This window comes from Candidatus Pseudomonas auctus (assembly GCF_048654275.1).
In the GTDB taxonomy this organism is placed as follows: domain Bacteria; phylum Pseudomonadota; class Gammaproteobacteria; order Pseudomonadales; family Pseudomonadaceae; genus Aquipseudomonas; species Aquipseudomonas pharyngis.
Genome location: NZ_JBJYZK010000001.1, coordinates 667,260 through 689,280, shown reverse-complemented (window position 1 = coordinate 689,280; position 22,021 = coordinate 667,260). Strand labels below are relative to the sequence as shown.

The following is a 22,021-nucleotide window of genomic DNA, read 5'->3' as shown; positions in this document are numbered from 1 at the left end:
CATTCGGTTCAACGGGGCTCCAGAGCAGAAAACTGACCTCTCAACCACGTATAAAGCTGAGAGACCGCAGGGCTGATCTGCTTGCGATGTGGGCACACCAGGCTCAACGGTGAAGCTTCCCCGGGATAGTCCGGCAGCAGCACAAGCAGACGCTCTGCAGCGATATCGGCACTGACATCCAGCCAGGATTTGTTGGCGATACCTTCACCCTCCAACGACCAGCGTCGCACGACATCGGCGTCGTCGCTGAACAACGGTCCTGAAACCTGAACGGTTTGCCCGCCAAGGTTCCACTTGTCGTAGACCCGGCCATTTTGCAGATAGAGCAGGCAGGGATGCTTGCTCAAGTCATCCGGCGTTTGGGGAGAACCGCAGCGTTGCACATACTCCGGCGAGGCAACCAGCACCCGCTGGTTCCACGGTGCAAGCGGCAGTGCCACATAGTTGGCGTCTTCGTTCGGGCCGTATCGAATCGCCACGTCCACCGGGTCGCGAAACAGATTGGCCATCTGGTCCGACAGGAAAAAACGCAACGTCAATTCTGGATGCTGACGGCGGAACTGCGTCAACCACGGCAGCAGTATGTTGCGCCCCAGATCGGACGGCGCTGTCACTTGCAGTACGCCCCTCAGCGTGGCGTTCTCACCACGCAGGTTTTCCTTGCCTTGCTTCAGGGTCTCAAGCACTGCGTGGGCGGTGGGCAGATATTGCTCGCCCTCGGCAGTCAATCGCAGGCTGCGAGTGGTGCGGGCGAACAGGCGCACGTCCAGTTCGCGCTCCAGACGCTTGATGGCGGCGGCGACCTGACCAGGCAGAAGATCAGCCTCCAGCGCCGCTGCGGTGAAACTGCCCAGCGCGGCGCTGCGGATGAATAAACCAAGATCATCGATGCGGATCATTTTCACTCCTGCAGTGAAAGTGTTGGCGCATTCTGCTGGTTTTTCTTTGCACATGGGAAGTCGAAGATGGCTGCAAGCGAATGCACAAACCCTTCAGACAGCGAGTGTCCATGAAAGCCATCACCTTCACCGAACACGCCTTGCCCATCGACAATCCACAAGCATTGATTGACATCAGTCTCCCGGTGCCCAAACCTGGTCCACGGGATCTGCTGGTTGAAGTTCGCGCGGTATCAGTGAATCCGGTCGATACCAAGGTGCGCGCCGGAACTTTCACAAAAGAACCGAAAATCCTCGGCTGGGATGCTTCAGGCATTGTCCGCGAGGTCGGCTCTGAGGTGACGTTGTTTCAGCCGGGCGATGAAGTGTTCTATGCCGGCTCGATTGCTCGTACTGGCAGCTACAGCGAATACCATCTGGTCGATGAGCGGATCGTCGGGCACAAGCCTCGGTCATTGAGTGCCGCCGATGCGGCCGCGTTGCCGTTGACCTCGATCACTGCCTGGGAATTGTTGTTTGACCGGCTCGGTGTCGTCGAGGGTTCGGGGGAGGGCAAGTACCTGTTGATCACCGGAGCGGCTGGGGGCGTCGGTTCGATGCTGGTGCAACTGGCCCGACAGTTGACCCGCCTTACCGTCATTGGTACCGCTTCACGCCAGGAGACAGCTGATTGGGTGCGGCAGTTGGGCGCCCATCATGTGATCGATCACAGCCAGCCACTGCTCGTCCAGTTGCAAGCGCTCGGCGTGCCCGAAATCAATTATGTCGCCAGCCTGACTCACACCGAACAGCACTTTGCACAACTGATCGACGTCCTAAAGCCGCAAGGGCGTCTGGCTGTCATTGACGATCCCGACAGCCTCGACGTGATGCCGCTCAAGCGCAAATCGCTGTCGTTGCATTGGGAGCTGATGTTCACCCGTTCGCTGTATGAAACCCCGGACATGATCAACCAGCATCACCTGCTTAATCGGGTCAGCGCTCTGATTGACCAAGGTGTTCTGCAAACCACCGTGGGCGAGCACTTCGGTGCGATCAATGCGGCAAACATGCGTCGTGCCCATGCGCTGGTCGAAAGCGGCAAAACCCGGGGCAAGATTGTTCTTGAGGGGTTCTGATTTCACTCATCAGGCGAGGGCGGTTGCGCGTTTTTCGATGCATTGGTATCAACGCGTCACCGCCACGGCAGATGACCTGTTCGAAGAGCCGTTGCAACTGTTGAACCGCACCATCTCGACGGGCGTGGAAGCGGCCGGCGTATCAATTCGCTTCAGGACGCGGCTGTACTCCGAATTGCGGAACGATGTGAGTACCCAGCTCTTCAATGACTTCCGCAGCAGGGCGCTTTCCGTATTTGAGATTCAGGATAACGTGGTCCACTCCGATTTCCTCAAGCGACTCCAGCAAAAACCGGAGATGGTAGCGTCCAAGTTTGAACCCCAAATGAATGCGAGTGGGCGGCGTAGACGGGGTCTCATCGAGGTCGATGTAGAGCGACTGAGTGAAGGGCTTATAGACGGGGCCACATTGCTTCATGACCTCCTGCCGCCAATCTTCCACGATCATTCGCTGCATGTTCGGAATGCGTGGATAGTTGATCCATCCGACGCTTTCGCGCGCGATCCAATCCAGTGACTGGCGGCTATTGCCGGTCACGAACATTGGAATGACTTGGGTTGTAGGTTTCGGAATGAGGTCTGCGCCCCGCATCTCACCACCGCTCCAGCGAATGGGCTCAAAGCTGGTGCTGTGGGCTCTGCGAATCACCTCGTAGTGCTCCCGAAAAATTTCTCCGCGCCTTTCGGGATCGACGCCAAAAGCCGAAAACTCCACTGGGCGATCGCCGGAAGCTACCCCCAGTATCAAGCGACCTGCGCTCAACTGATCAACACTGGCTGATGCCTTGGCCGTGTGCAGAGGATGGTGTACAGGGAGGGCGATGGATGCGGTGCCAAGCGCTATCTTCGACGTATGAGCAGCCATGTAGCCCAGATAAACCCAAGGGTCGAACAGTTGGCCAACATCGCCGAAGCCAGGGTCCCGAAGAGGCACGTCGCGAAACCAGAGTGCGCAAAAGCCCAGAGCCTCCGCTCGTTTAGCCAATTCGACCTAGTTGAGCATGCTCGGAGTGTCCCCATCGAAGGCCTCCAAAGGAAAGAACAATCCAATGCTCAAATGACCCTGAGTGAAGGTTCGGCTGAACCCTCGGTGCTGCTGGTAAGGAATCGTGCTCGGCCGATACATACTCATCTTCCTCAATGGGAGAACGTGAACAGCGCCCCTGTTTCCAGAGTTGCTGCGGCATCGGTCGCTTGAGAACGACAGGTGGGGTAATGGTGTAGTCTTCGCCCGTTGCGCCGTACATGCTGGTCGGGTCGACCGGAGTGAGGGGCCAGTTGCTGGCAATACGCGCGGGCAGGTCCGGATTGGCATTGAGCTGACGGTCAAAATAAATCAGATCGTTCCAACCCGATACATCGCCTGAGCAAAAGCATGGGGACCATCCAACAAGCGTAGGCGGCATTGCGGGGAACCGCCATGTTCGTCGTCCGTCTCGGTACCTGTCGCAGATGATTACACCGCAGTCTGGGCCTTGGGCGTCGTGATCGGCGCGCCGCGGGTTGCTATTGAGGACAGTCGTCAGGTCAGCCCGCTGAGCCTTTAGATACTCGACCGACAATTGTGTCCGGCCCCAGTCCTGAAATTCAGACGATAAGATAAATTTTCAGACCCCAACGCAGAACTCCATTTCCCCAGGCAAGGCACTCCCTGCGCCTTTCTCACACAATCGGCTCTAACGCTATCGCGCTGCATAACAGAAACAGGTGCGATGAGCGACTTTGGAACTTGCATTAACGATATTAGCTTGATGCACGAGGGGCTAGGCATCGTCGATTTCTCGTCTTTAGCAGGATATTAAGAATAATAAAAACGCGCACCTGGAAAATTTTGCGTTGCTTCTATTACTTAAAAATAACAAATGGAGCGCTATATAAATGAGTGGAAAAACAATAACTGCAAGTTCGGTGTTTCTTAGTATCACCCTGAGTGTCCAGGCGCATGCTGACTTCCTGAGTGATAGCAAAGCCACCTTGGGAATGAGAAACTTCTACTTCAATAACGACAACCGCGATGGCGTTGCCGCCCCTTCTAAAACCGAAGAATGGGCGCAGGGTTTCATGCTGGACTTCAAATCGGGCTATACCGACGGCATGGTTGGCTTTGGTGTCGATGGCCTGGGGTTGCTGGGGGTTAACCTGGACAGCGGCAAAGGACGGCATGTCGGCAGCAGCATGATGCCTTCTGACAGTGACAACCGTGCCGTCGACGAGTGGAGCAGGCTGGGGCTGACCGGAAAAGTCAAAATGTCGAAAACTGAACTTCGCTACGGCACCTTGATTCCGAAACTCCCCATTCTGGTCGCCAACGATGGGCGCGTGCTTCCGCAAACCTTCGAGGGCGTTCAAATCACCTCGAGCGAGCTCAATCGCCTGACCTTGACTGGAGGTCGGATTGAACATGCAACAGGACGTGGTTCGAGCGATCAGACGGGGTTGGCCGTTACTGGTGGTACGCGTGAAAGCAATCAGTTTGACTTCGCCGGGGGCGATTGGAAAGTCACCAAGGATCTGACAGCTCAGTACTACTACGCCGGCCTCGATAACTACTATACGCAGCATTTTTTGGGATTGATTCACACCCTTGCCATCTCGGACAATCAGTCCCTCAAAACCGACCTGCGCTACTTCAAAACTGACTCGTCAGGTGCAAATAGCTCCGGTACGTCAGGCTACAGAATGAGTGGCTACACCAAAAACGGTGATGGAGAAATCGATAACCGTACCTGGAGTGCCGCGTTGATTTACACACTGGGTGGCCACGCAATTACTGCGGGGTACCAAAGTGTGTCGGATGGCAGCAACTTCACTCAACTCAGTCAAGGTAGCCTGCCAAACAAGGGCGCCGGTGGAGCAAGCCTGTATCTGTATACAGACCGCTTTATCCAAACTTTCACCCGCGCAGGCGAGCGCACAGCTTTCGGTCAGTATGCTTACGACTTCGCCGCTCTGGGCGTCCCTGGCCTAAAAGGCTCGGTCATGTACCTCTCTGGCGATAATATTAAAACGACGTCAGGCGCCAACCAAAAGGAATGGGAAAGAGACATTAGCCTGGACTACGTCCTTCAGTCGGGAGCGCTAAAAGGCGTCGGGTTCGGCTGGCGTAACGGCAAGTCCAACAGCGAAGCATCTCGTAACGTAGATCAGAATCGTATTTTTGTGACCTATAGCATTCCGCTTCTCTAGATAGCGGTGCGGGAAGTTTAGGGATATCGGATGCTCATGATCGGCGCAGACCTGCAGTGCGACAAGTCAGTCATGGTCAAGCTGGTCGTCGATGCCGAGGTTAGAGAGGTCCTTTTCTACCGGTCGGGTGCCATGCACCTCGGGCTGCATTTGATAGTGTCCGTTCGAAGGCATACGATCGAGATTGAAGGTGTCTACATGCAAGTTACAGCGCCACCACGGTGACACTAAGCCGGATGCGCTCAGCAGACCGGGAGGTGTTACTTGAAGTGCACAACTGATATGCCCGCCAGCGTCATCACAAAACTCACCTACCTGGTCAAGCACGATGCGAAGCCCTATGTGCATACCGAGGCTCTGACCGGTGACAGTGAACCGCACTACTTTGCTGAGCAGGAGGAGCGCGAGGTCACGATACACAACGGTCGTCCGTTGGCAGACAGCCTTTCCCTGGACAAGCAGGGGTTTGAACTCCATCGGCGGGCTACGGTGGTCGACGATCTCTACGACGATACCTCAGTGGAAAGCGTCTACTTTGACGAGGTCAAGGCCTTGATCAAGGAGTTGACGGGCGCGAGCCGGGTCGTCATCTTCGACCACACCAGGCGCAGCGACGCCGAGCGGCGGGATATTCGCGGGCCAGCCAGCCGTGTGCATAATGACTACACCGACCGCTCGGGGCCTGAGCGTATTCGCGACATGCTGGGCCAGGATCAGGCCGGCGCACAGGTGTCGGTGGCCCAGATTAACCTCTGGCGCCCGATGAGCGGGCCCGTCAAGCGCTCACCGCTGGCCGTGCTGGACGCCTCGACGCTCGACCCCAATGACCTGCTGGCCACCGACCTGGTCTATCCGGATCGTATCGGTGAGATCTACCACCTGGCCTACAATCCGCAACAGCGCTGGTACTATTTTCCGGACATGCGCCGTGACGAAGTCTTGCTGATCAAGGGGTATGACTCACGTCACGACGGCCGTGCCCGATTCACGCCCCATACCGCCTTCAAAGATCCCAACACGCCGCCGGGAGCCCCGCCGCGCGAGAGTATCGAAGTTCGCACCCTGGCCTTCTTTGATTAGGGTTTTGCCGCTTGCCGCGGGCCTCACGCCGCGCGGTGTTTGCCCCCATGCTTTCCAGGCGAGCACCCGCTTTGGTTGGTAGGGATGTGTTGATGTGCGCGGATAGCTGATCCACCCGTGATATGGCCAAACTTTAAAGATTCAACGATACCTGAAGTTTAGTAAAACATAACAGATCATGGTTGCTGTCAGGCCGACCAATATGTACTCAATACGCGGTAGGAATATAACCAACCCACCTAGAGAAAACACGATCAAGGTATTTTGTAGTATGTATTTCCTTATTTTAGGTACCGCTATGAAGTAGCCATATTGCTTGCCTAAGAAAAACAAGGCCATGCCGATGATTGACGCAATCTGGAAATCGCGCATCGCAATGTCATTCAAGATCGCATGCCTGATCAAATTTGCGAGAAGTGCCAGCCCCACAAATAGAAAAAGGTGCGAGTAGATTAAGGAGTGTCCACTCATGCTGCTTTCATTTTTGCTCAACAAGTAAAAGCTATCGAAATATATCCACCATATACTGCAGATCATGATGAATCCGGTGACTGCCGCCATCACATTATAACGATCCCATTGAATGTCAGATAACCCTCCAGAAAGGCTAATTACTGACTCGCCCAATAAGATGAGGGTGAGTAAACCTATTCGTTCAACCAAGTGTTCTGTATGTGCGGGCAATGGCTTTAGCTTACCCCAAGAAAATAAAGGGAGCAGAATATCAAGAAAAATCCCAATGTAAGCGACAAGGTAACGCATGGGTGGTTCAAAAAGAATGGATGAAAGACTAACAGCTGCACTAACTAACAGGGCAACGCCAAGCCTGGAGGAGAATTCGCTATGATGATCGAATTTATTTATGGACGAAATGTACATGATACTGATAATGGCACGTATGCCAAAATAGCAGGCAATAACAAGCGCATAGTTGACTTCCAATTCTTCCCCAATCCGTGCAGACAGCACAATGAGCAGCAACATTATAAATAATGTTGCCAAGCGGTGAAGGTTACTGTCTGTATCAAACCTATTTGAGTAAATCGTGTGACTGGACCAGATCCACCATAATGGAACAAAAAGCAGTAAAAATGTCCATAATTGCTCCTGTTCAAAATGGCCGTGATGAAGATGTCCGAGAGTATGCGTAACCTTGCCAATTGCAACAACAAAAATCAGGTCAAAAAACAACTCTAACCATGTGGCGTGTCGATTCTTTTCATAATACTTCAAAGATTTCATTCGCTGCTGGCTCCGTGTCGGCGATCTGTATATGGCCAAATGGCGAGTGCGTGGCAGCGAGCCAATTGGATCGGGCAGATGCTGCCGTTCAACAGCCGTACATGCCGCCTCGACTATGGTGTGGGGGCTGGCAAGCGAGTTGGCTATCCGGCAATTTCGTCAACTCACCAACGAAAGCTCAATCATCTGACTCATTTCGGCGAACTCTGGAACCCCGTCATAGCGAAGCCCGTCAATGTAAAACGCGGGGGTGCCATTAACGCCGCTCCGTACGCCGCCATTAAAGTCGGATTTTATTTTGGCCAGGTAAGTGCCTTCCTGCAGCGCAACATAAAGTTCTTCACTGGAGAGACCGTGTTTTAGAGCGATGGCCCGAAACAGTGGCATGCCCAATCGATCTTGATTTTCATACAGTTCGTCGTGAGCCTCCCAGAAGAGTCCTCGACTCCCTGCATATTCAGCGGTGACGGCTGCACCCATTGCGTGCGGATGGGCGGTGGTCAGGGGGAAGTTACGGAACACGAAGAGCAAATCGTTGCGAAAACGCTGTTGGAGATTTTTGACGACCCAATACGCTAAACCGCAATAGGGACATTCATAATCGCCAAATTCCACCAAGGTGACTTTGGCATGCGCGCTTCCTTGGCGATGGTCGTTGGCACTTACCGGCACTTTGAGAGTGGCCATGTGATCACCTGTTAATTTTTGGTTGGCGTGCTTTGTGGCGCGTTCGCCAGTGCATCCAGAGCATCCAGAATGCCGTCCGCCCCTGGGTTGATTGCCATTGGTGAGATGTAGCTCCAGGTGATCACTCCCTCCTTGTCAATCACGAACAGTGCCCGCTTACAAACTCCCAGGTGGGAGTCGTACGCTCCATACCGTCGCGCTACAGCTCCTTTGGGCTCAAAATCGGCCAGCAGGCTGAAGTGGAAATTCCGATCTTTGGCAAAGGCCTGATGACACCAGGCGCTGTCGACTGAGATACCCAGAAGCGTCGCACCGTATTCTCTGAATGTGGGTAGCAACTGGTTGTACAAGGTCAGTTGATCGCCACAAACCGAACTCCAATCGGCGGGATAAAACGTCAGTATCACGGGATTTCCCTTCAGCTCGCGTAGCGACAATTGCTGATCGGGAGTCGCATACAGTAAGAAGTCGGGAGCTACGGTGCCGGCTGGCAGCGGCTCCTGAACCAGATCGTCTTTCGTTTCCTCTGCATCACCAAATTCTGAAGTGTTCATTGCTTGAGCCCTGATAGATAGGAGTTTGGGGTCTACTCAGGGGGGATGCGACTTGCCCGGCGGGGATAACTCCATCCACCATCAAGGGATTTATAAGAGGCAACGCTGCCACGATCTCAGCCTGAGCCTGAGTGTTTTCGGCAGCAAGACGTTCATATTCCGCGTCCAGAAGCACGACGACGCTCGCCGTGCTTTCGCGGTATTGAATTGAGGGCCAGGTGGGGAGAGCAGCGACAGGATTCGCTCTGGCTCAGCAATGACTATAGTCGCTGTTGTCGCTTGTCGTAGTCGCTAAACGCGTTTTCGGTTTCCTTGGCAGGGTTTCGCGCTCTCGCTCTGTTGCCATACACCTTCGCCGTAAACGCCTGGTCATCTCATTACTGATCGATTCGCCTCTGCGAATTCGCAGATCAAAGCGTTGCTCGATCACTCTGGTGATTCCATAGCCTCAATTGCTGATGAGTGGGTGATTTACCACTGCCGGTATTTCTGATCATGAAGTCGATGTTCTTTGCTGGTTTGGCTGAGGTGCAGGAAGGGCTGGAAGCGGACGAACGGGATGGTTTCGTCATCATCGGAAATCGCAGTGAACTGCCTTCACTTGGAACGACCCCTGGGCCCGTAAGTCTATCTGTATCTACTCATTGGTAAGGTACAGCGCAATGGATAAGACAATCACTGTCGATCAACTGGCTACCACCGACCTCAGATCAATCAACGAAATATGGCTCGGCGAAACTCATACTCAACTTTGCCTATGGCGAGGTGAACAAGTCTTTACGCACGAGATGATGAGTGAGGGCACCCACGATCAGAATATCCAGCGCCTGTGCCTGCAGCTGGTCGACCCTGACGATCAAGCCGCAGTTGCCAGCGTTGAGTTGATGGTGCGCGAACAGCTCAAAAGGATAGGGAAGGAAGGTGAGTTTTATCCGGCTGAGGAGGCGGATACTCATCGATAAGACATTCACAGGGAATCAATTCAAGGCCTGTTGAGGCTGTCCAGGTAAAGACCCAGCGCCACTCCTTGTAAGTGCGGTCCGTGATTTATGGTGTAACCTTCAGGTATTACTCACATCGAGATTTTTTCATGTCTAAACTTGCCGAATTCCGCCAGCTCGAAAAACACCTCGCCGAACAGCTCCAGGCCCTCGAAACCCTCAAGGGTGATGCTGGCCTCAAGAAAGAAATCGAGTTCGAAACTAAGCTGCGCGACTTGCTCGCAAAATACGGCTACAGCCTTAAGGACGTGATCAACCTGCTTGATCCGCAAGCAGGTCGTCGCGCTCCAGCCGCCGGGTCCAAAGCCGGCAGTCGCAAGCCTCGCCAGTTGAAGGTCTATAAAAATCCGCACACTGGGGAAGTGGTTGAAACCAAAGGCGGCAATCATAAAACGCTGAAGGATTGGAAAGCAGAGCACGGCTCCGACACTGTGGAGTCCTGGCTGACCAAATGATTTTGGTTTGAACACAAAAGGGCCTGATTACGGCCCTTTTTTGTTTTCGATTTTTAGCTACTTGAGAGGAACTCCTTAGCTCTAATCAGGGTGTACGTGAGGCACCTATTACTTGTCACCCTGGCAAGATATGTGAACTTTAGTGATACGCGAATTTCCATTGCTTGAGAGTGGAGCCGCCTGACTTCCAGCCCGGTAATCGGCCCTCCGAACCTCAAGTCAGGAAGTAGATCGTGAAGACCTTGCCCTCCAAGACCTCCCTGCGCCGGGCCGTTACCGGCCCGATGCTTTTTCTATTTATTCTCGGCGATGTGCTCGGGGCGGGCGTTTATGCTCTTGCCGGGACAATTGCAGGGGAGGTGGGTGGCGCAATATGGATGCCGCTGCTGATTGCTCTTTTTTTCGCGATGCTTACTGCAGGTTCCTATGCCGAGTTGGTGACAAAATATCCCCACGCGGGCGCCGCTTCGGTTTTCGCCGAGAAAGCGTTCGGGTCACCGCTCATTTCTTTTCTCGTGGGCTTTTGCATGCTATCTGCAGCTGTCACGAGCGCTGCGGGTTTATCGCTGGCGTTTGCGGGTGATTACCTGGCGGCGTTCATCCATGTACCACCTCACATTTCAGCCTTACTGTTTCTTCTCGTGATCGCGATACTCAATGCGAGGGGAATTAAAGAATCCTTGGGAGCCAACCTGGTGATGACAGTCATTGAGCTGTCAGGCCTTCTTTTGGTCGTTGTTGCCGCCGCTTGGTATTTCCGTACAGGCGACGCAGATTTGGGTCGCAGCCTGGAGTTCAAGCCGGGAGTCAGCCCGATGTTAGCCGTTTTGGGTGCGGCACTGATCGCCTTCTATTCTTTTGTAGGATTCGAAACATCCGCCAATCTTGCAGAAGAAATTCGAGACGTTCGAAAGGTTTACCCCCGCGCATTGTTTGGCGCATTGCTGACCGCCGGAGTCCTCTATATGGCGGTCGGTATAGCGGCATCTTCCGTACTGCCCATGGAAAAACTGGTTGCAACCTCTGCTCCTCTTCTTGAGGTGGTTCGGGCGTCAGGTTTGAACATCCCGCCTCGCGTCTTTGCCTTTATTGCATTGGTCGCAGTCGCCAACGGCGCACTTCTAACCATGATAATGGCCAGCCGCCTTACTTATGGCATGGCTTGCCTTGGACTTTTGCCGAATGCCTTGAGCAAGGTGCTGCCTCAACGACGCACCCCGTGGATAGCAGTGATCGCTACCACCCTCGTAGCAATCGGGCTCACGCTGACTGGGACGCTAGCCACGCTCGCTGAAACGGTCGTCCTGCTCCTGCTGTTCGTATTTCTCAGTACCAATTTGTCCGTGTTGATCCTGCGCCGTGACGAGATTGCGGAAGATCACTTTCGAGTACCTACGTGGGTTCCGCTACTTGCTATCGTCTCGTGCCTGGTACTGCTTAGTCAGCAAAGTCTGGAAACCTGGATGCGTGGAGGCGCGCTGATCCTGACAGGCATGCTGCTTTTCGCCTGTGCAAGAGTGGCACTGCCGGCGCCAGTGGAGCCTGGCTAGGCTTGTAAGCGCTTTCCCTGTCTACCGCAGCGTTAACTTGGCTAAGTTATACAAGTGCCAGGGCGAGCGGTTGTATGGGTGCATTCAATGCCTTGGATCGGCGGTTGTGAGCAACACTGGAACATCATCAGAATCCCGCCTTACGCCGAGAGTTAATCAGCCTCTTGGAGCGAGCTGAACCATTCGGCATAAGGGGAATTGATGACCAGCCGCCGGTTGAAGTCCGGGCTTCCATCAGTCCACCAGACGGGCCCCCGTTCCCCGAGGGCCACTTTGGCCATTTGTACCTTTTCCCGAGCGCGCTTCAGTTGCGACGCGTCTTGCGAACCCTTGGCGTTCTTGACCTCTCGTCGAGCGGCCATAAGCGCCTCGACAAGACGCTGGCGCACCTCTTCATCCAATGATGGGTTGGAACATCGCCATAGCTGGCCTTTGACAACAAAGTAGCGACCGTCTGGTGTCACTGGATGCATTCCCGTCTCCGACCGTTCAAAGAGCATTTCTCCAAAAAATCAGCAAGGACGGCTATCTCGGTTTTCGGGCAGGAAGGCGATTGGCTTGTTTGACTCCAAGCAGTATTCCCAGTACTAGCGCGGCGCCTGCCGCCAGGAGTATTGGATATGGGTGTTTACCTGACATCCGCACACCCTCGACTCCGTGTTGATCGCTTGCCGGAGCATGTCGATGTCGTGATGACGATGGAGTAAGACGGCTTGGACTGGCAGTGGGGTCGGCATCTGTCCTGTACGGCATTTCGTTCAAGGGCAATCGCGCACCGTCCGCGAGAGTCAGGGTGAGGTCTTCGACAGTGCCGGCGAGTCGATCGGGAAACACCGGCTCACCCGTGGGATCAAGCTCATCGTAATAAAATTGCTTTCCTTCCAGCCAACCGATGGCCGTCATCAATTCCGGGCCAAGGTAATATTTTCCGTCGAGGAAGAAACCCGGGAAATGTCGCGTGCGTTCGAGACTGTCTATGGTGTAGCGCTCGCCTGCCTTCATACCGGTTGCTGGGTCGATCATGATGAAATCCTCAGATTCGCTGGTGTTGCGATAGAGGACGGGGCCTGGCGCAACGTTCCATCGAGATTACCGAAAGGCTGTTCTTCGTCAGACCTTTTGAACCTAATTCGAAAACTGTTGCTCAACCGGGAAATGTTCGGGGTAGGTGAAATGAATGCTTTCAAGAATCAACTGACGCTTGAGCAGGAATCCAAATTGAAAGCCCTGGATGCCTGGCATCTTGCATTGGAGAACCGAGCGTTACGCATGGAGTGTCCCGATGCCTATCACGAGGAGCTATTGCGCCAGACTGATGAGATGCATCGGTTGGGTAGATTGACCGATTCCGAATGGCGTGACCTGAGAAGGGAGGCAGATGCGGCCTATCTGCGTGCGGTCGCTGGTGAGGATTATCACTGAGGTCATTCAGCTCATGTCTATTGCCGACGACACTCGCAATTGCGTAGCCGGAATTATCCAATACGCGAGCACATGGCCTATCAGTTGAAAGTCTGGATCTCCGTTATTGTCCAGGAAGACTGACTCGCAGGTTTCCAACAGCAAAGGGAAATCAGCACCCGTTGGTCGACAGCGCAGAAGGTTTTTGAAATTAACTCCGGCGCATTTGCTTCAGATGAATGTGGGTTGGCATTCGGTCTATTGCCGAGTGAACGGCAGCCCTGATGCACCTGAGGAGAATGTCATGTTCCTACATAACAAACGACTTCAATACACCGTGCGCGTTGCTCAGCCCAATCCGGGGTTGGCCAATCTACTACTGGAACAATTCGGGGGAGCCCAAGGGGAACTCGCTGCAGCTTCACGCTACTTCACACAGGCGTTGGCCGAAGATGATCCAGGCAGAAAGGATCTCCTTATGGATATTGCCACCGAGGAGCTCAGCCACCTTGAGATCGTCGGGTCGATTATCGTGATGTTGAACAAGGGCGCCAAAGGGCAAATGGCCGAAGGTGTCGAGGAAGAGGGCGAGTTGTATCGCGCCATCAACGGGGCCGGCAACGATTCCCACATCACAAGTCTGTTGTACGGAGCGGGTGCTCCTTTGACCAACTCGGCAGGCGTTCCCTGGTCAGCGGCTTACGTCGATACCATCGGCGAACCTACTGCAGACATGCGCTCCAATATCGCCGCTGAGGCCAGGGCGAAGATCGTCTACGAGCGTTTGATGAATGTCACAGATGATCCGGGTGTAAAGGAAGCCCTCGGATTTCTGATGACCCGTGAAATCGCCCATCAACTGTCTTTCGAAAAAGCACTGCACGCCATCCAGCCTAATTTCCCTCAGGGCAAACTGCCGGGTATGCCTGAATTCACCAACGTTTACTTCAACATGTCTCAGGGCGAAGGCAGCACCCGCGGGCCGTGGAACGAAGGGGAGGACTGGGAGTTCGTAGAGAATCCAGCGCCGGCGGTGGATGGAGGCGAGGGCACCGCGACTGTGCAATTGAGCGCCGAGGATGAAGCGCTGCTCATGGACATGAAAGCCAGGACGATGTCCGACCCAGACAGCAATCCGATCACGGGTGCGGACCTGGGGGCGGGTGTGCAAGGCGAACCACAACCTTAACGACGCGACCGCACGCCGAAGGGCGTGCGGTTTTTCCAACTCAAGAAAACAGGAGGGTGCGATGTCCGAGCCGTTGACCTCATCTGGCGCAACACTTCGCTCACGGTTTGTTCGGCTCTCAAAATCCGGATGGGGCGGGCTAGCCTTCTGGTCAATTCTGATTGGCGTGACGCTTTGCTTGCTGATCAGCGGGTACGGCGCCTTCGTCGGCGCCAACAAACAAAATCTTCACTTTGCATTTCTCGGCGGCATGTCAGGCTTCGCTGCGACGGCCATAGGTGCGTTGGCAGCGATTGCGTTACGCGATATCGCCGCCAGAACGCAGGACATCATGCTCGGCTTCGCCGCCGGAATGATGCTGGCCGCCAGTTCGTTTTCGCTCATTCTTCCGGGTATCGAAGCCGCCCAGGCGCTGTACGGTAACCAGTTGCTCGCAGCCTGCGTCGTCGTCGCAGGATTGGGACTGGGGGTAGCGCTGATGGTCGGTCTGGATCGATTCGTGCCTCACGAACATGAGAAAAGCGGTCGCCGTGGGCCAGAAGCGCAGCGCATCAATCGCGTATGGCTGTTTGTTCTGGCAATCACGCTGCATAACTTGCCGGAGGGGATGGCCATTGGAGTGAGCTTTGCCAATGGCGATATGAAGGTGGGATTGCCGCTAACCACTGCCATCGCCATTCAAGACATTCCCGAAGGCCTGGCTGTGGCGCTTGCGTTACGCGTGACCGGGATTTCAGCGCTTCGCGCTGCGCTTATTGCGGTGGGCTCAGGGTTGATGGAACCCATTGGCGCGATCGTCGGCTTGGGGATTTCGAGCAGCTTCGCATTGGGATATCCCATAGCGCTCGGTCTGGCGGCGGGCGCGATGATTTTTGTGGTGTCCCATGAGGTCATTCCCGAGACCCATCGCAATGGTCATGAGACACCTGCAACCTTGGGGTTGATGCTCGGTTTCGGGGTCATGATGTTCCTCGATACGGCTTTGGGTTGACCCTTTACCTCCCATTCATCATTGAAAGACTTGGTTGAAGAGTCAAAGAAGCCGCTGGAGGAAATTGGCAAAGGCGCCGTGCTTGATGAGAAGTCCAAGGCCATGACTCCTGACCAACACGTGCAGCAAGGAGAAATCATGACAACGCACAGGCTGACAACGAAGGGCTTGCAGTTGAACGTTTCGATCTGCGGTCAAGGCTCTCCGCTGCTTTTGCTTAATGGTTTGGGTGGTTTGATTCGTACCTTCGATCCGCTGCGCAATGAACTTGACGACTTCATGACCATTACGCTGGACGTGCCCGGAGTCGGCAAGTCGCAAATGCCCCGTTGGCCCTTTCGCCTGCCACGCCATGCCGACGTGATTGCGGGGATGCTTGAGCAATTGGGGATCGACCAGGTCGATGTGTTCGGTGTGAGTTGGGGAGGTGCATTGGCTCAAGAATTCGCTCTGCGTTACCCGAGCAGGGTACGCAGGTTGATCCTCGCGGCGACCTCTCCCGGCCCATTGCTGTTGATGAAGCCTGCAGACGTGATGGATTTTTTCCGCAAGAGTAAAAACACCAAAACGCACCAGCAAGAAAGAACCGGCCATTCAGTTCAGACGCTGCTGCGGTTCGGTGTGATGAAGGGCATGCTCTCTGTTAATCCGCGAACCTACTATTTCCAACTCGCAGCCTTGATCGGATGGACAAGCCTGCTTCGCTTGTCCCGGCTGCTTCAACGCACGCTGATTCTTGCCGGCGACCGCGATCCGTTAATACAGGCGTACAACGGCCATATCCTGCGCCGCACAATTCGACGTTCAGAACTTCGCCTTCTGAAGGGTGAGGGACATTTCTTTGTGGTGACCAGCGCTGGACGAACTGCCGTCCTGGTCCGCGAATTTCTTCGCCGCCATTACGACGAAGAAGAGAAGGCACCGAGGATCGCAAACTGAAACACCAAGGCTGGCCTGGAGCGCACACGCTCGTCTCATCAATAGTCGCTCTACACCTGATAAAGAAAAGGGGAGACCCGCTATCACGCTGATGCTGAAGCAGCGCCTCAGGCGTGCTCTTCAAGCCTGCGCACATCACCCAACGAATCACGTTGCATCGACTGCAAGTTCTTTTCAATGGTTTCGCACAGTGCTTCCATTTGAATCTGGTGTTCGCTGTGGCGAAACGGGCTTTGCAGATCGGTGCCGATGCGTTCGATGGCCAGCAGCATGAATCCCACCACGGTCGACGCCAGCGGCGTGAACCAGCCCAGGGATTCGACCAGTCCCACCGGTACGATCAAACAGAACAGCGAAATAAACAGCCGCGGAAAATAGACGTAAGGGTAGGGCAGCGGGGTATTGGCGATCCGCTCCATGCCGCCCTGACTGTTGGACAGGTCGACCAGCGTCGACTCAAGCCGCGCCAGGCGAATACTGTCCAGATGCCCGGCCTTGTATTCCTTGGCGAGCAAAGTCGCGGAGCCGGTGAGGATGTCGTTGGCAAAGTTATTGGTCGTGCCACTGCGGGCGAACTCTTCGGCGGGAATAAACGCCCGCACCTCGTCGGGACAAGGCTGGCCTTGCAGATGCGCGGCGAGGCAATTCACATACGCGACGTGGCGGCGCAGCAGGGTGGATTTGACCGGATTCACCTCGCCGCCGGCATCGTCCAGCAGCGTCAGCACCTGCCGGGCGAAGCTGCGAGAGTTGTTGATCATCGCCCCCCACAACGTCCGCGCTTCCCACCAGCGGTTGTAGGCGCTGCTGTTGCGAAAACTGATCAATACGATCAACGCCGAACCCAGCAAGGTCAGCGGCATCAGCGGCAGGTTCAGCTTGGCGTTGAGAAACAGCATGAAGTCGACGGTGACGGCGATGTCCCACAGCAGCAACCAGAACAGAGACCAGCCCACGTAGCCCAGGGTCTTGATGATCAGGCGGTATTTTTTGACGATGGCAGCTTTCAAACGGAAACCTCGTGTCGAGCAGTTTGCTTAAACGCTTAAGCTCGGACGACGCCTGGCACCGGCAGTTCCCTGGTGAAGCAGCCAACCGTCAGTCAATCTGCGAACGCAGGAGGGAACTGACAGAGCGACCGAGCAAAAAGGTGTTCGTCCGCTCTCTCAAAGACTCTTGAACACTAGGCGGGGGTTTGCCGCGCTGCCGACACACTGGATCGTCGGTCTGCGCGCTCGCCGAGCCGCCATCCCAGCAGACCCCATAGCAGTGCACACAACGCGCCGACCAGCGCTGCCATGCCTGCACCTTGGCCGAGCGCGTCCAGCGCGCTTTTCGCCCAGGCACTGATGGCATCGCCGGCGCGGTAGACCACGGTGTCGATGACGTTCTTTGCCTTGTACTTGCTTTCGGCATCGAGCGGGGCAAACAGCATCTCCCGGCCTGGGCGAACGAGGGCGTACTCACCGATGCGGCGCACGATCATCAGCGCGGCGATCAGGCCAAAGCCGGGTGCGAAGATCAGTCCGATAAACCCCGCGCACATGACCAGCGGGACCATTGCCAGCAACACGCCGACACCTAGCTTTTGGGCGACGCGTCCAGTGATGAACAACTGACAGAGCAAGGCGCCCGCCTGCACGACAAAGTCGATGATGCCGAACACGCGCACCTGCGACTCGCGGTCCGGGAAGTGGTCGGCGACAACACGTGCCTGCTCGAAGTAGAGGAAAGTGGTGACCGTGGCCAGCAGCACCACAAAGCCACAGATGCCGAACAGATAAGGTGATTTCAAAATCGCCGTCATCCCACTGAAGGGATTGCCCGGCAACGGCCTGCGGGGGCTTTCGTTCGGCGCTGCACCTGGGCGTCCTGCGCCACCCCGATTACGCCAGCGCATCAACTTGCGCTTGAATAACATCGCAGTGCCCAGCAGAACAGCGGCCAGCAGCATCAGGCCGGACTCGCCCAGCGGACCGATCAGCAAGGCGCTCAGAGCAGGGCCGCTCAGGCCACCCACGCTGGCGCCCGCCGCGATGAAAGCGAACAGGCGTTTGGCCTGGGCACTGTCGAATACATCGGCCATCAGGCTCCAGGCGACCGATACGACAAACAGGTTGTAGACCGATATCCAGACGTAAAACACTCGCGCCAGCCACGGGCTTTCCTCGCCCAGGAACAAGGCTGCGAACAACAGCAGGTTGGCGCAGAAAAATCCGTACACCCAGTCTACGAAATGCAGGCGCGGCACGCGTGTGCTGAGCCAGGCGAACAGCGGAACGGCCGCCAGCATGACGAAGAAGGTCGCGGTGAACAGCCACTGCAGGTTCTCGACGCCGGCAGTGATGCCCATCGATTCACGGATCGGACGAAGCATGAAATAGCCGGCGAACAGGCAAACGAACAGCACAAAGCCATTGAGCGCGGGACGCAGCTCGTGAGCCTCGGCATTGATGATGGCGCTCGTGCGGTGGGCGAGAAGGGACATATCCATGTTGCGCTCCTGTAGGAGTGTCGAGGCAATGGCACGCGGCTTGCCCGTGCCGGGTTGGTCAGCGGTAGGTCACGCCGGTCAGACGCTCGGAAAGTTGCCACAGCGCGTCGGAATTCGAGCGATCGGCAGCGGCCGGAGGCATCTTGGCGAAGCCCAGCGGCCCGCGCTTCTTGTTATCACCGGTGGGCCCGTAGTAGGCTCCGCCGACGGCCTCCGGCGCCGTCGCCGCATACAGTGTGGGCAGTGCGCCCTGCGCTGCGGAATGGTACATGTCCCGCTCTACAGCCCATTGTTTGCCGAATTCACTGTCCAGGCCAGGCCCTCGGGCGATCAGCTCGGTCACGGCAACGCCGGGGTGAGCGGCGATGCTGCGTATCCCCCAACCGGCGGCATCGCTGCGCTGCTGCAGCTCAATACTCCACTTGAGTACAGCCAGTTTCGATTGGCTGTAGGTGGTGAACGGGTCGTAAGCGCGCTCAGCCTGCAGGTCATCGAAGTTCAGGACGGCGCGCCCTGCGGCGATGCTCGACAGACTGACTACCCGACCATCGTCGCTTTTGCGTAGCAGAGGCATCAGCAGGCCGGTCAAGGCGAAATGCCCCAGGTAGTTGGTCGCCAGCTGCATCTCGTAGCCGTCGGCCGAAACGCCTCGAACAGGCGGCGACATGATGGCGGCGTTATTGATGAGCACGTCGAGCCTTGGCAGACGCCCTTGCAGACGGTTGGCGAGGTCGCGCACGGATTGCAGATTGGCAAGATCCAGCGTTTCGAATTGCACGCGCGCCTCGGGCACGGCTTGCTTGATGTTTGCGATCGCTTCGCGGCCGCGCTCGGCGTTCCGTGCGGCGATGATCACCTCGGCACCGGCTCGCGTCAGGGCCAGCGCGTCTTCATAGCCCATGCCGCTGGTCCCTCCGGTCACCAGCACGATGCGGCCATTCTGGCTGGGCATGTCCTGGGTTGACCAGTCCGGCTTCGGCTCTGTTCGGGGAGTGGCTTGCGCAGCCAGTGTACTGGCCAGCGCGGAAATGGCGAACAGCGTCCGGGCTGCCTTGAGGATACGTTGGGTCGCGGTAATGCTCGGCGTAACGGGTGAATGAACCATCTGGGAATTCTCATTCGCGTTGTAGGTTCCCGGTTTGCGGGGCGAGTGAGCAGTATCGGTGTACGAGCGCGCGAGGATAAGTCGGGCATTGGTGGATGGCCCGTACGGCATGGCGTACAGTCAACCGCCTGCGGAGGAATAATCCATGCGTAAACCAAACCTTACCGATGTGTCGATATTTGCTGCGGTGGTCGAGGCAGGGGGATTTCGAGCTGCGGCGCAGAAGCGGGGTTTGTCCGCCTCGTCGCTGAGCGACTGCATACGTCGGTTGGAAGGCGACCTGGGCTTGCGCCTGCTCAATCGAACCACGCGCAGCGTCACGCCAACGGCGGCCGGCGAGCGATTGCTCGAGCGCCTGCGCCCGGCCTTGCAAGAAATCGACGCCGCTTTCAACGATCTGGACGACGACGCTCAGCGTCCGGTCGGCACGCTGAAGCTCAATGTGCCAGTGCCGGTAGCCCGCTTTTTGTTGCCCGACCTGCTGGCGCGTTTTCTGCGTCTTTATCCAGGGATCAACGTCGAAGTCGTCATGGACAATACATTTGTCGACGTCAACGCTGGCGGGTATGACGCCGGCGTGCGCTATGAAGAGAGCCTGGCCAGGGACATGATCGCCGTTCCCATCGGCCCACGTCGCCAGCGCTTCGTGGCGGCGGCCGCCCCGCGCTATCTGGCTGAACGTGGGACGCCTACTCAGCCCGAAGAACTGCCGGGCCATGACCTGCTCGGGCATCGATTCGAGAGTGGAAAAGTGGGCGTGTTTGAGTTCCATCGAGACGGCCGTGTGGTGCGTATCCCGCCTAAAGGACAATTGCTGACGTCATCCCACGATTTGAAAATCCAATCGGCCATCAACGGGCTGGGCATCGTGTATACCTTCGAGGATTTTCTGCGCGAGCCGCTATCCGATGGTCGACTGGTGCCGATTCTCGAGGACTGGTGGCAGGCCTTCGACGGTCCGTTTCTTTACTACCACGGGCGCCGTCACATGCCTTCGCCGCTCAGGGCGTTTGTAGATTTTCTGCGGGCCGAGCGGCAGCTTGCAGAGAACTCACGCTAGTTACTCGATAACAAGTTCTCTTGCTTCTCTCCTCAACGATTGTGGAGATACTCCCAGCTTACGAATGAAGACTTCACGCAAATGTCGCCTGTCGCGAAAGCCTGTTTCCCTTGCGATAATTTCCAATGGGTGATGGCCACGCTCGACCATGTTTCTCGCAGTCTCAATACGAAGTTGCTCGATGGCTTTAGCCGGTGACAAGCCAGTTTCAGAATAGAAAATTCGACTGAACTGTCGCTCACTCAGATGAACAACTTTGGCCAGTCTCTCTACCGACAAATTACTGGAAAGATTTGATAGCGCATAATCAAGCGCGACTTGAATTCGATCCGATTTCGGCGCGATTTCGAGCATCTGTGAATGTTGCGACTGACCGCCTGATCTACGGTGGTACATAACGAGAACGCGAGCCACCTTATTGGCGATCGTCTGCCCCAGATCTTTCTCGACGATACCCAGCGTCAAATCCATCGCAGCGGAAAGTCCGGCCGACGTCCAGATTGAACCGTCATTGATAAAAATATGATCCGACTCTACTTGAGTCTTGGGAAATTGCGTCTCGAGGAGTTTGGCATAGGCCCAATGCGTCGTGACCCGACGGCCATCGAGAAGGCCTGCCTGCGCCAATACGAATGCACCGGTACACAGGCCTGCCGTGCGACGTGCACCTCCAGCGGCCGCTTTGATGAACTTCAATTCTTCATCAGTGGTTTGACGAGCCAAGGGGTCGGCGATGCCGGAAACCATCCAGGTGTCAGCCAACCCTGCAGAGCTGGCCCGCTGCGTTTTAACTGTTGCGCCGACCGATGAAGTGACCTCGCCGCCGCGTATGGAGTAGTTGGTGATCTGGTAGATTTTTTCCTTGGCGACCACGTTGGCGAACTCGAAAACAGACTGAGTCCCAAGCGCCATCACCTGGAAACCCTCCGTCAAGAAATAGCCGATCCGATGCATGTCTGTCCCCCTGTGCCATGTCCGAAACCACGACCATAAATGTCGTTTCAATTCCAGTCAACGCAATGCAATATTGGTGACACTTGTAACGCAAAAAGTCGGGCGCTCAAAACACT

At 55.8% G+C, this 22,021-nt stretch carries 20 protein-coding genes and 3 pseudogenes; 11 read left to right on the top strand and 12 right to left on the bottom strand.

The window, feature by feature from the left end; translation table 11 throughout:
- Window positions 1-8: 8 nt before the first annotated feature.
- A complete protein-coding gene (locus ACKUG4_RS03095) occupies window positions 9-899 on the bottom strand; it encodes a LysR family transcriptional regulator (protein ID WP_445433397.1) in 891 nt (296 codons plus the stop codon).
- A 110-nt stretch (window positions 900-1,009) separates the two neighbouring features.
- On the opposite strand from ACKUG4_RS03095, the gene ACKUG4_RS03090 reads away from it, so the two are divergent.
- Complete coding sequence (locus ACKUG4_RS03090; RefSeq protein WP_445433396.1) at window positions 1,010-2,017, top strand: zinc-binding alcohol dehydrogenase family protein; 1,008 nt, start codon at window positions 1,010-1,012, stop codon at window positions 2,015-2,017.
- A gap of 142 nt (window positions 2,018-2,159) precedes the next feature.
- Here the strand turns inward: ACKUG4_RS03090 and ACKUG4_RS03085 are convergent.
- Window positions 2,160-3,143 (bottom strand): annotated as a pseudogene (locus ACKUG4_RS03085) (LLM class oxidoreductase).
- Window positions 3,144-3,895: 752 nt separating this feature from the next.
- On the opposite strand from ACKUG4_RS03085, the gene ACKUG4_RS03080 reads away from it, so the two are divergent.
- Together ACKUG4_RS03080 and ACKUG4_RS03075 are read left to right on the top strand one after the other, a co-directional pair.
- Window positions 3,896-5,203 carry an OprD family porin gene (locus ACKUG4_RS03080; protein WP_047530962.1) on the top strand — a complete coding sequence of 436 codons (1,308 nt, stop codon included), beginning with the start codon at window positions 3,896-3,898 and terminating at the stop codon, window positions 5,201-5,203.
- 264 nt (window positions 5,204-5,467) lie between these two features.
- Complete coding sequence (locus ACKUG4_RS03075; protein ID WP_082934417.1) at window positions 5,468-6,283, top strand: CmcJ/NvfI family oxidoreductase; 816 nt, start codon at window positions 5,468-5,470, stop codon at window positions 6,281-6,283.
- A gap of 141 nt (window positions 6,284-6,424) precedes the next feature.
- On the opposite strand, the gene ACKUG4_RS03070 is transcribed toward ACKUG4_RS03075, so the two are convergent.
- From ACKUG4_RS03070 to ACKUG4_RS03055, 4 genes and pseudogenes are all read right to left on the bottom strand, one after another.
- A complete protein-coding gene (locus ACKUG4_RS03070; protein WP_064596692.1) occupies window positions 6,425-7,525 on the bottom strand; it encodes a low temperature requirement protein A in 1,101 nt (366 codons plus the stop codon).
- 159 nt (window positions 7,526-7,684) lie between these two features.
- The gene (locus tag ACKUG4_RS03065; protein WP_064596690.1) at window positions 7,685-8,212 is read right to left on the bottom strand and encodes a DsbA family protein; all 528 of its coding nucleotides are present in this window, start codon (window positions 8,210-8,212) and stop codon (window positions 7,685-7,687) included.
- Between the two features lie 11 nt (window positions 8,213-8,223).
- Window positions 8,224-8,766 carry a redoxin domain-containing protein gene (locus ACKUG4_RS03060; RefSeq protein ID WP_103385245.1) on the bottom strand — a complete coding sequence of 181 codons (543 nt, stop codon included), beginning with the start codon at window positions 8,764-8,766 and terminating at the stop codon, window positions 8,224-8,226.
- Window positions 8,767-8,798: 32 nt separating this feature from the next.
- A pseudogene (locus ACKUG4_RS03055) lies at window positions 8,799-9,080 on the bottom strand (TolC family protein); the annotation flags it as partial.
- Between the two features lie 348 nt (window positions 9,081-9,428).
- Here ACKUG4_RS03055 and ACKUG4_RS03050 point away from each other — a divergent pair.
- The 3 genes from ACKUG4_RS03050 (at window position 9,429) to ACKUG4_RS03040 (ending at window position 11,772) form a co-directional block, all read left to right on the top strand.
- Complete coding sequence (locus ACKUG4_RS03050) at window positions 9,429-9,728, top strand: hypothetical protein (protein WP_039768521.1); 300 nt, start codon at window positions 9,429-9,431, stop codon at window positions 9,726-9,728.
- A gap of 128 nt (window positions 9,729-9,856) precedes the next feature.
- Complete coding sequence (locus ACKUG4_RS03045; protein ID WP_039768520.1) at window positions 9,857-10,222, top strand: histone-like nucleoid-structuring protein, MvaT/MvaU family; 366 nt, start codon at window positions 9,857-9,859, stop codon at window positions 10,220-10,222.
- Between the two features lie 233 nt (window positions 10,223-10,455).
- Window positions 10,456-11,772: an APC family permease gene (locus tag ACKUG4_RS03040; RefSeq protein ID WP_445433395.1), complete on the top strand. Its 1,317-nt coding sequence runs from the start codon at window positions 10,456-10,458 to the stop codon at window positions 11,770-11,772.
- Between the two features lie 152 nt (window positions 11,773-11,924).
- On the opposite strand, the gene ACKUG4_RS03035 is transcribed toward ACKUG4_RS03040, so the two are convergent.
- Together ACKUG4_RS03035 and ACKUG4_RS03030 are read right to left on the bottom strand one after the other, a co-directional pair.
- Window positions 11,925-12,245, bottom strand: a complete 321-nt coding sequence (locus ACKUG4_RS03035; RefSeq protein WP_445433394.1) for a hypothetical protein — start codon at window positions 12,243-12,245, stop codon at window positions 11,925-11,927.
- Between the two features lie 283 nt (window positions 12,246-12,528).
- Window positions 12,529-12,795 (bottom strand): annotated as a pseudogene (locus ACKUG4_RS03030) (short chain dehydrogenase); the annotation flags it as partial.
- Between the two features lie 150 nt (window positions 12,796-12,945).
- Here ACKUG4_RS03030 and ACKUG4_RS03025 point away from each other — a divergent pair.
- The 4 genes from ACKUG4_RS03025 (at window position 12,946) to ACKUG4_RS03010 (ending at window position 16,292) form a co-directional block, all read left to right on the top strand.
- Window positions 12,946-13,194, top strand: a complete 249-nt coding sequence (locus ACKUG4_RS03025) for a hypothetical protein (RefSeq protein ID WP_178076437.1) — start codon at window positions 12,946-12,948, stop codon at window positions 13,192-13,194.
- A 283-nt stretch (window positions 13,195-13,477) separates the two neighbouring features.
- Window positions 13,478-14,362 (top strand): manganese catalase family protein, encoded by an 885-nt coding sequence (locus tag ACKUG4_RS03020; protein WP_064596678.1) that lies wholly within the window; start codon window positions 13,478-13,480, stop codon window positions 14,360-14,362.
- Window positions 14,363-14,423: 61 nt separating this feature from the next.
- A complete protein-coding gene (locus ACKUG4_RS03015) occupies window positions 14,424-15,353 on the top strand; it encodes a ZIP family metal transporter (RefSeq protein ID WP_085610298.1) in 930 nt (309 codons plus the stop codon).
- Between the two features lie 21 nt (window positions 15,354-15,374).
- Window positions 15,375-16,292 carry an alpha/beta fold hydrolase gene (locus ACKUG4_RS03010; protein ID WP_445433393.1) on the top strand — a complete coding sequence of 306 codons (918 nt, stop codon included), beginning with the start codon at window positions 15,375-15,377 and terminating at the stop codon, window positions 16,290-16,292.
- Between the two features lie 107 nt (window positions 16,293-16,399).
- Here the strand turns inward: ACKUG4_RS03010 and ACKUG4_RS03005 are convergent, their stop codons facing one another.
- The 3 genes from ACKUG4_RS03005 to ACKUG4_RS02995 all read right to left on the bottom strand — a co-directional run bounded on the left by ACKUG4_RS03005 (window position 16,400) and on the right by ACKUG4_RS02995 (window position 19,891).
- A complete protein-coding gene (locus tag ACKUG4_RS03005; RefSeq protein WP_039768508.1) occupies window positions 16,400-17,302 on the bottom strand; it encodes a bestrophin family protein in 903 nt (300 codons plus the stop codon).
- Between the two features lie 173 nt (window positions 17,303-17,475).
- Entirely contained in the window at window positions 17,476-18,786 is a 1,311-nt protein-coding gene (locus ACKUG4_RS03000; RefSeq protein WP_445433392.1) for an NTP/NDP exchange transporter, read from the bottom strand.
- 58 nt (window positions 18,787-18,844) lie between these two features.
- Window positions 18,845-19,891, bottom strand: a complete 1,047-nt coding sequence (locus ACKUG4_RS02995; RefSeq protein ID WP_445433391.1) for an SDR family oxidoreductase — start codon at window positions 19,889-19,891, stop codon at window positions 18,845-18,847.
- A 145-nt stretch (window positions 19,892-20,036) separates the two neighbouring features.
- Between ACKUG4_RS02995 and ACKUG4_RS02990 the strand changes: the two genes are divergently transcribed.
- On the top strand, window positions 20,037-20,951 hold the full coding sequence (locus tag ACKUG4_RS02990) for a LysR family transcriptional regulator (RefSeq protein ID WP_445433390.1): 915 nt from the start codon (window positions 20,037-20,039) through the stop codon (window positions 20,949-20,951).
- On the opposite strand, the gene ACKUG4_RS02985 is transcribed toward ACKUG4_RS02990, so the two are convergent.
- Entirely contained in the window at window positions 20,952-21,905 is a 954-nt protein-coding gene (locus ACKUG4_RS02985) for a GlxA family transcriptional regulator (protein WP_445433389.1), read from the bottom strand.
- Window positions 21,906-22,021 lie beyond the last annotated feature (116 nt).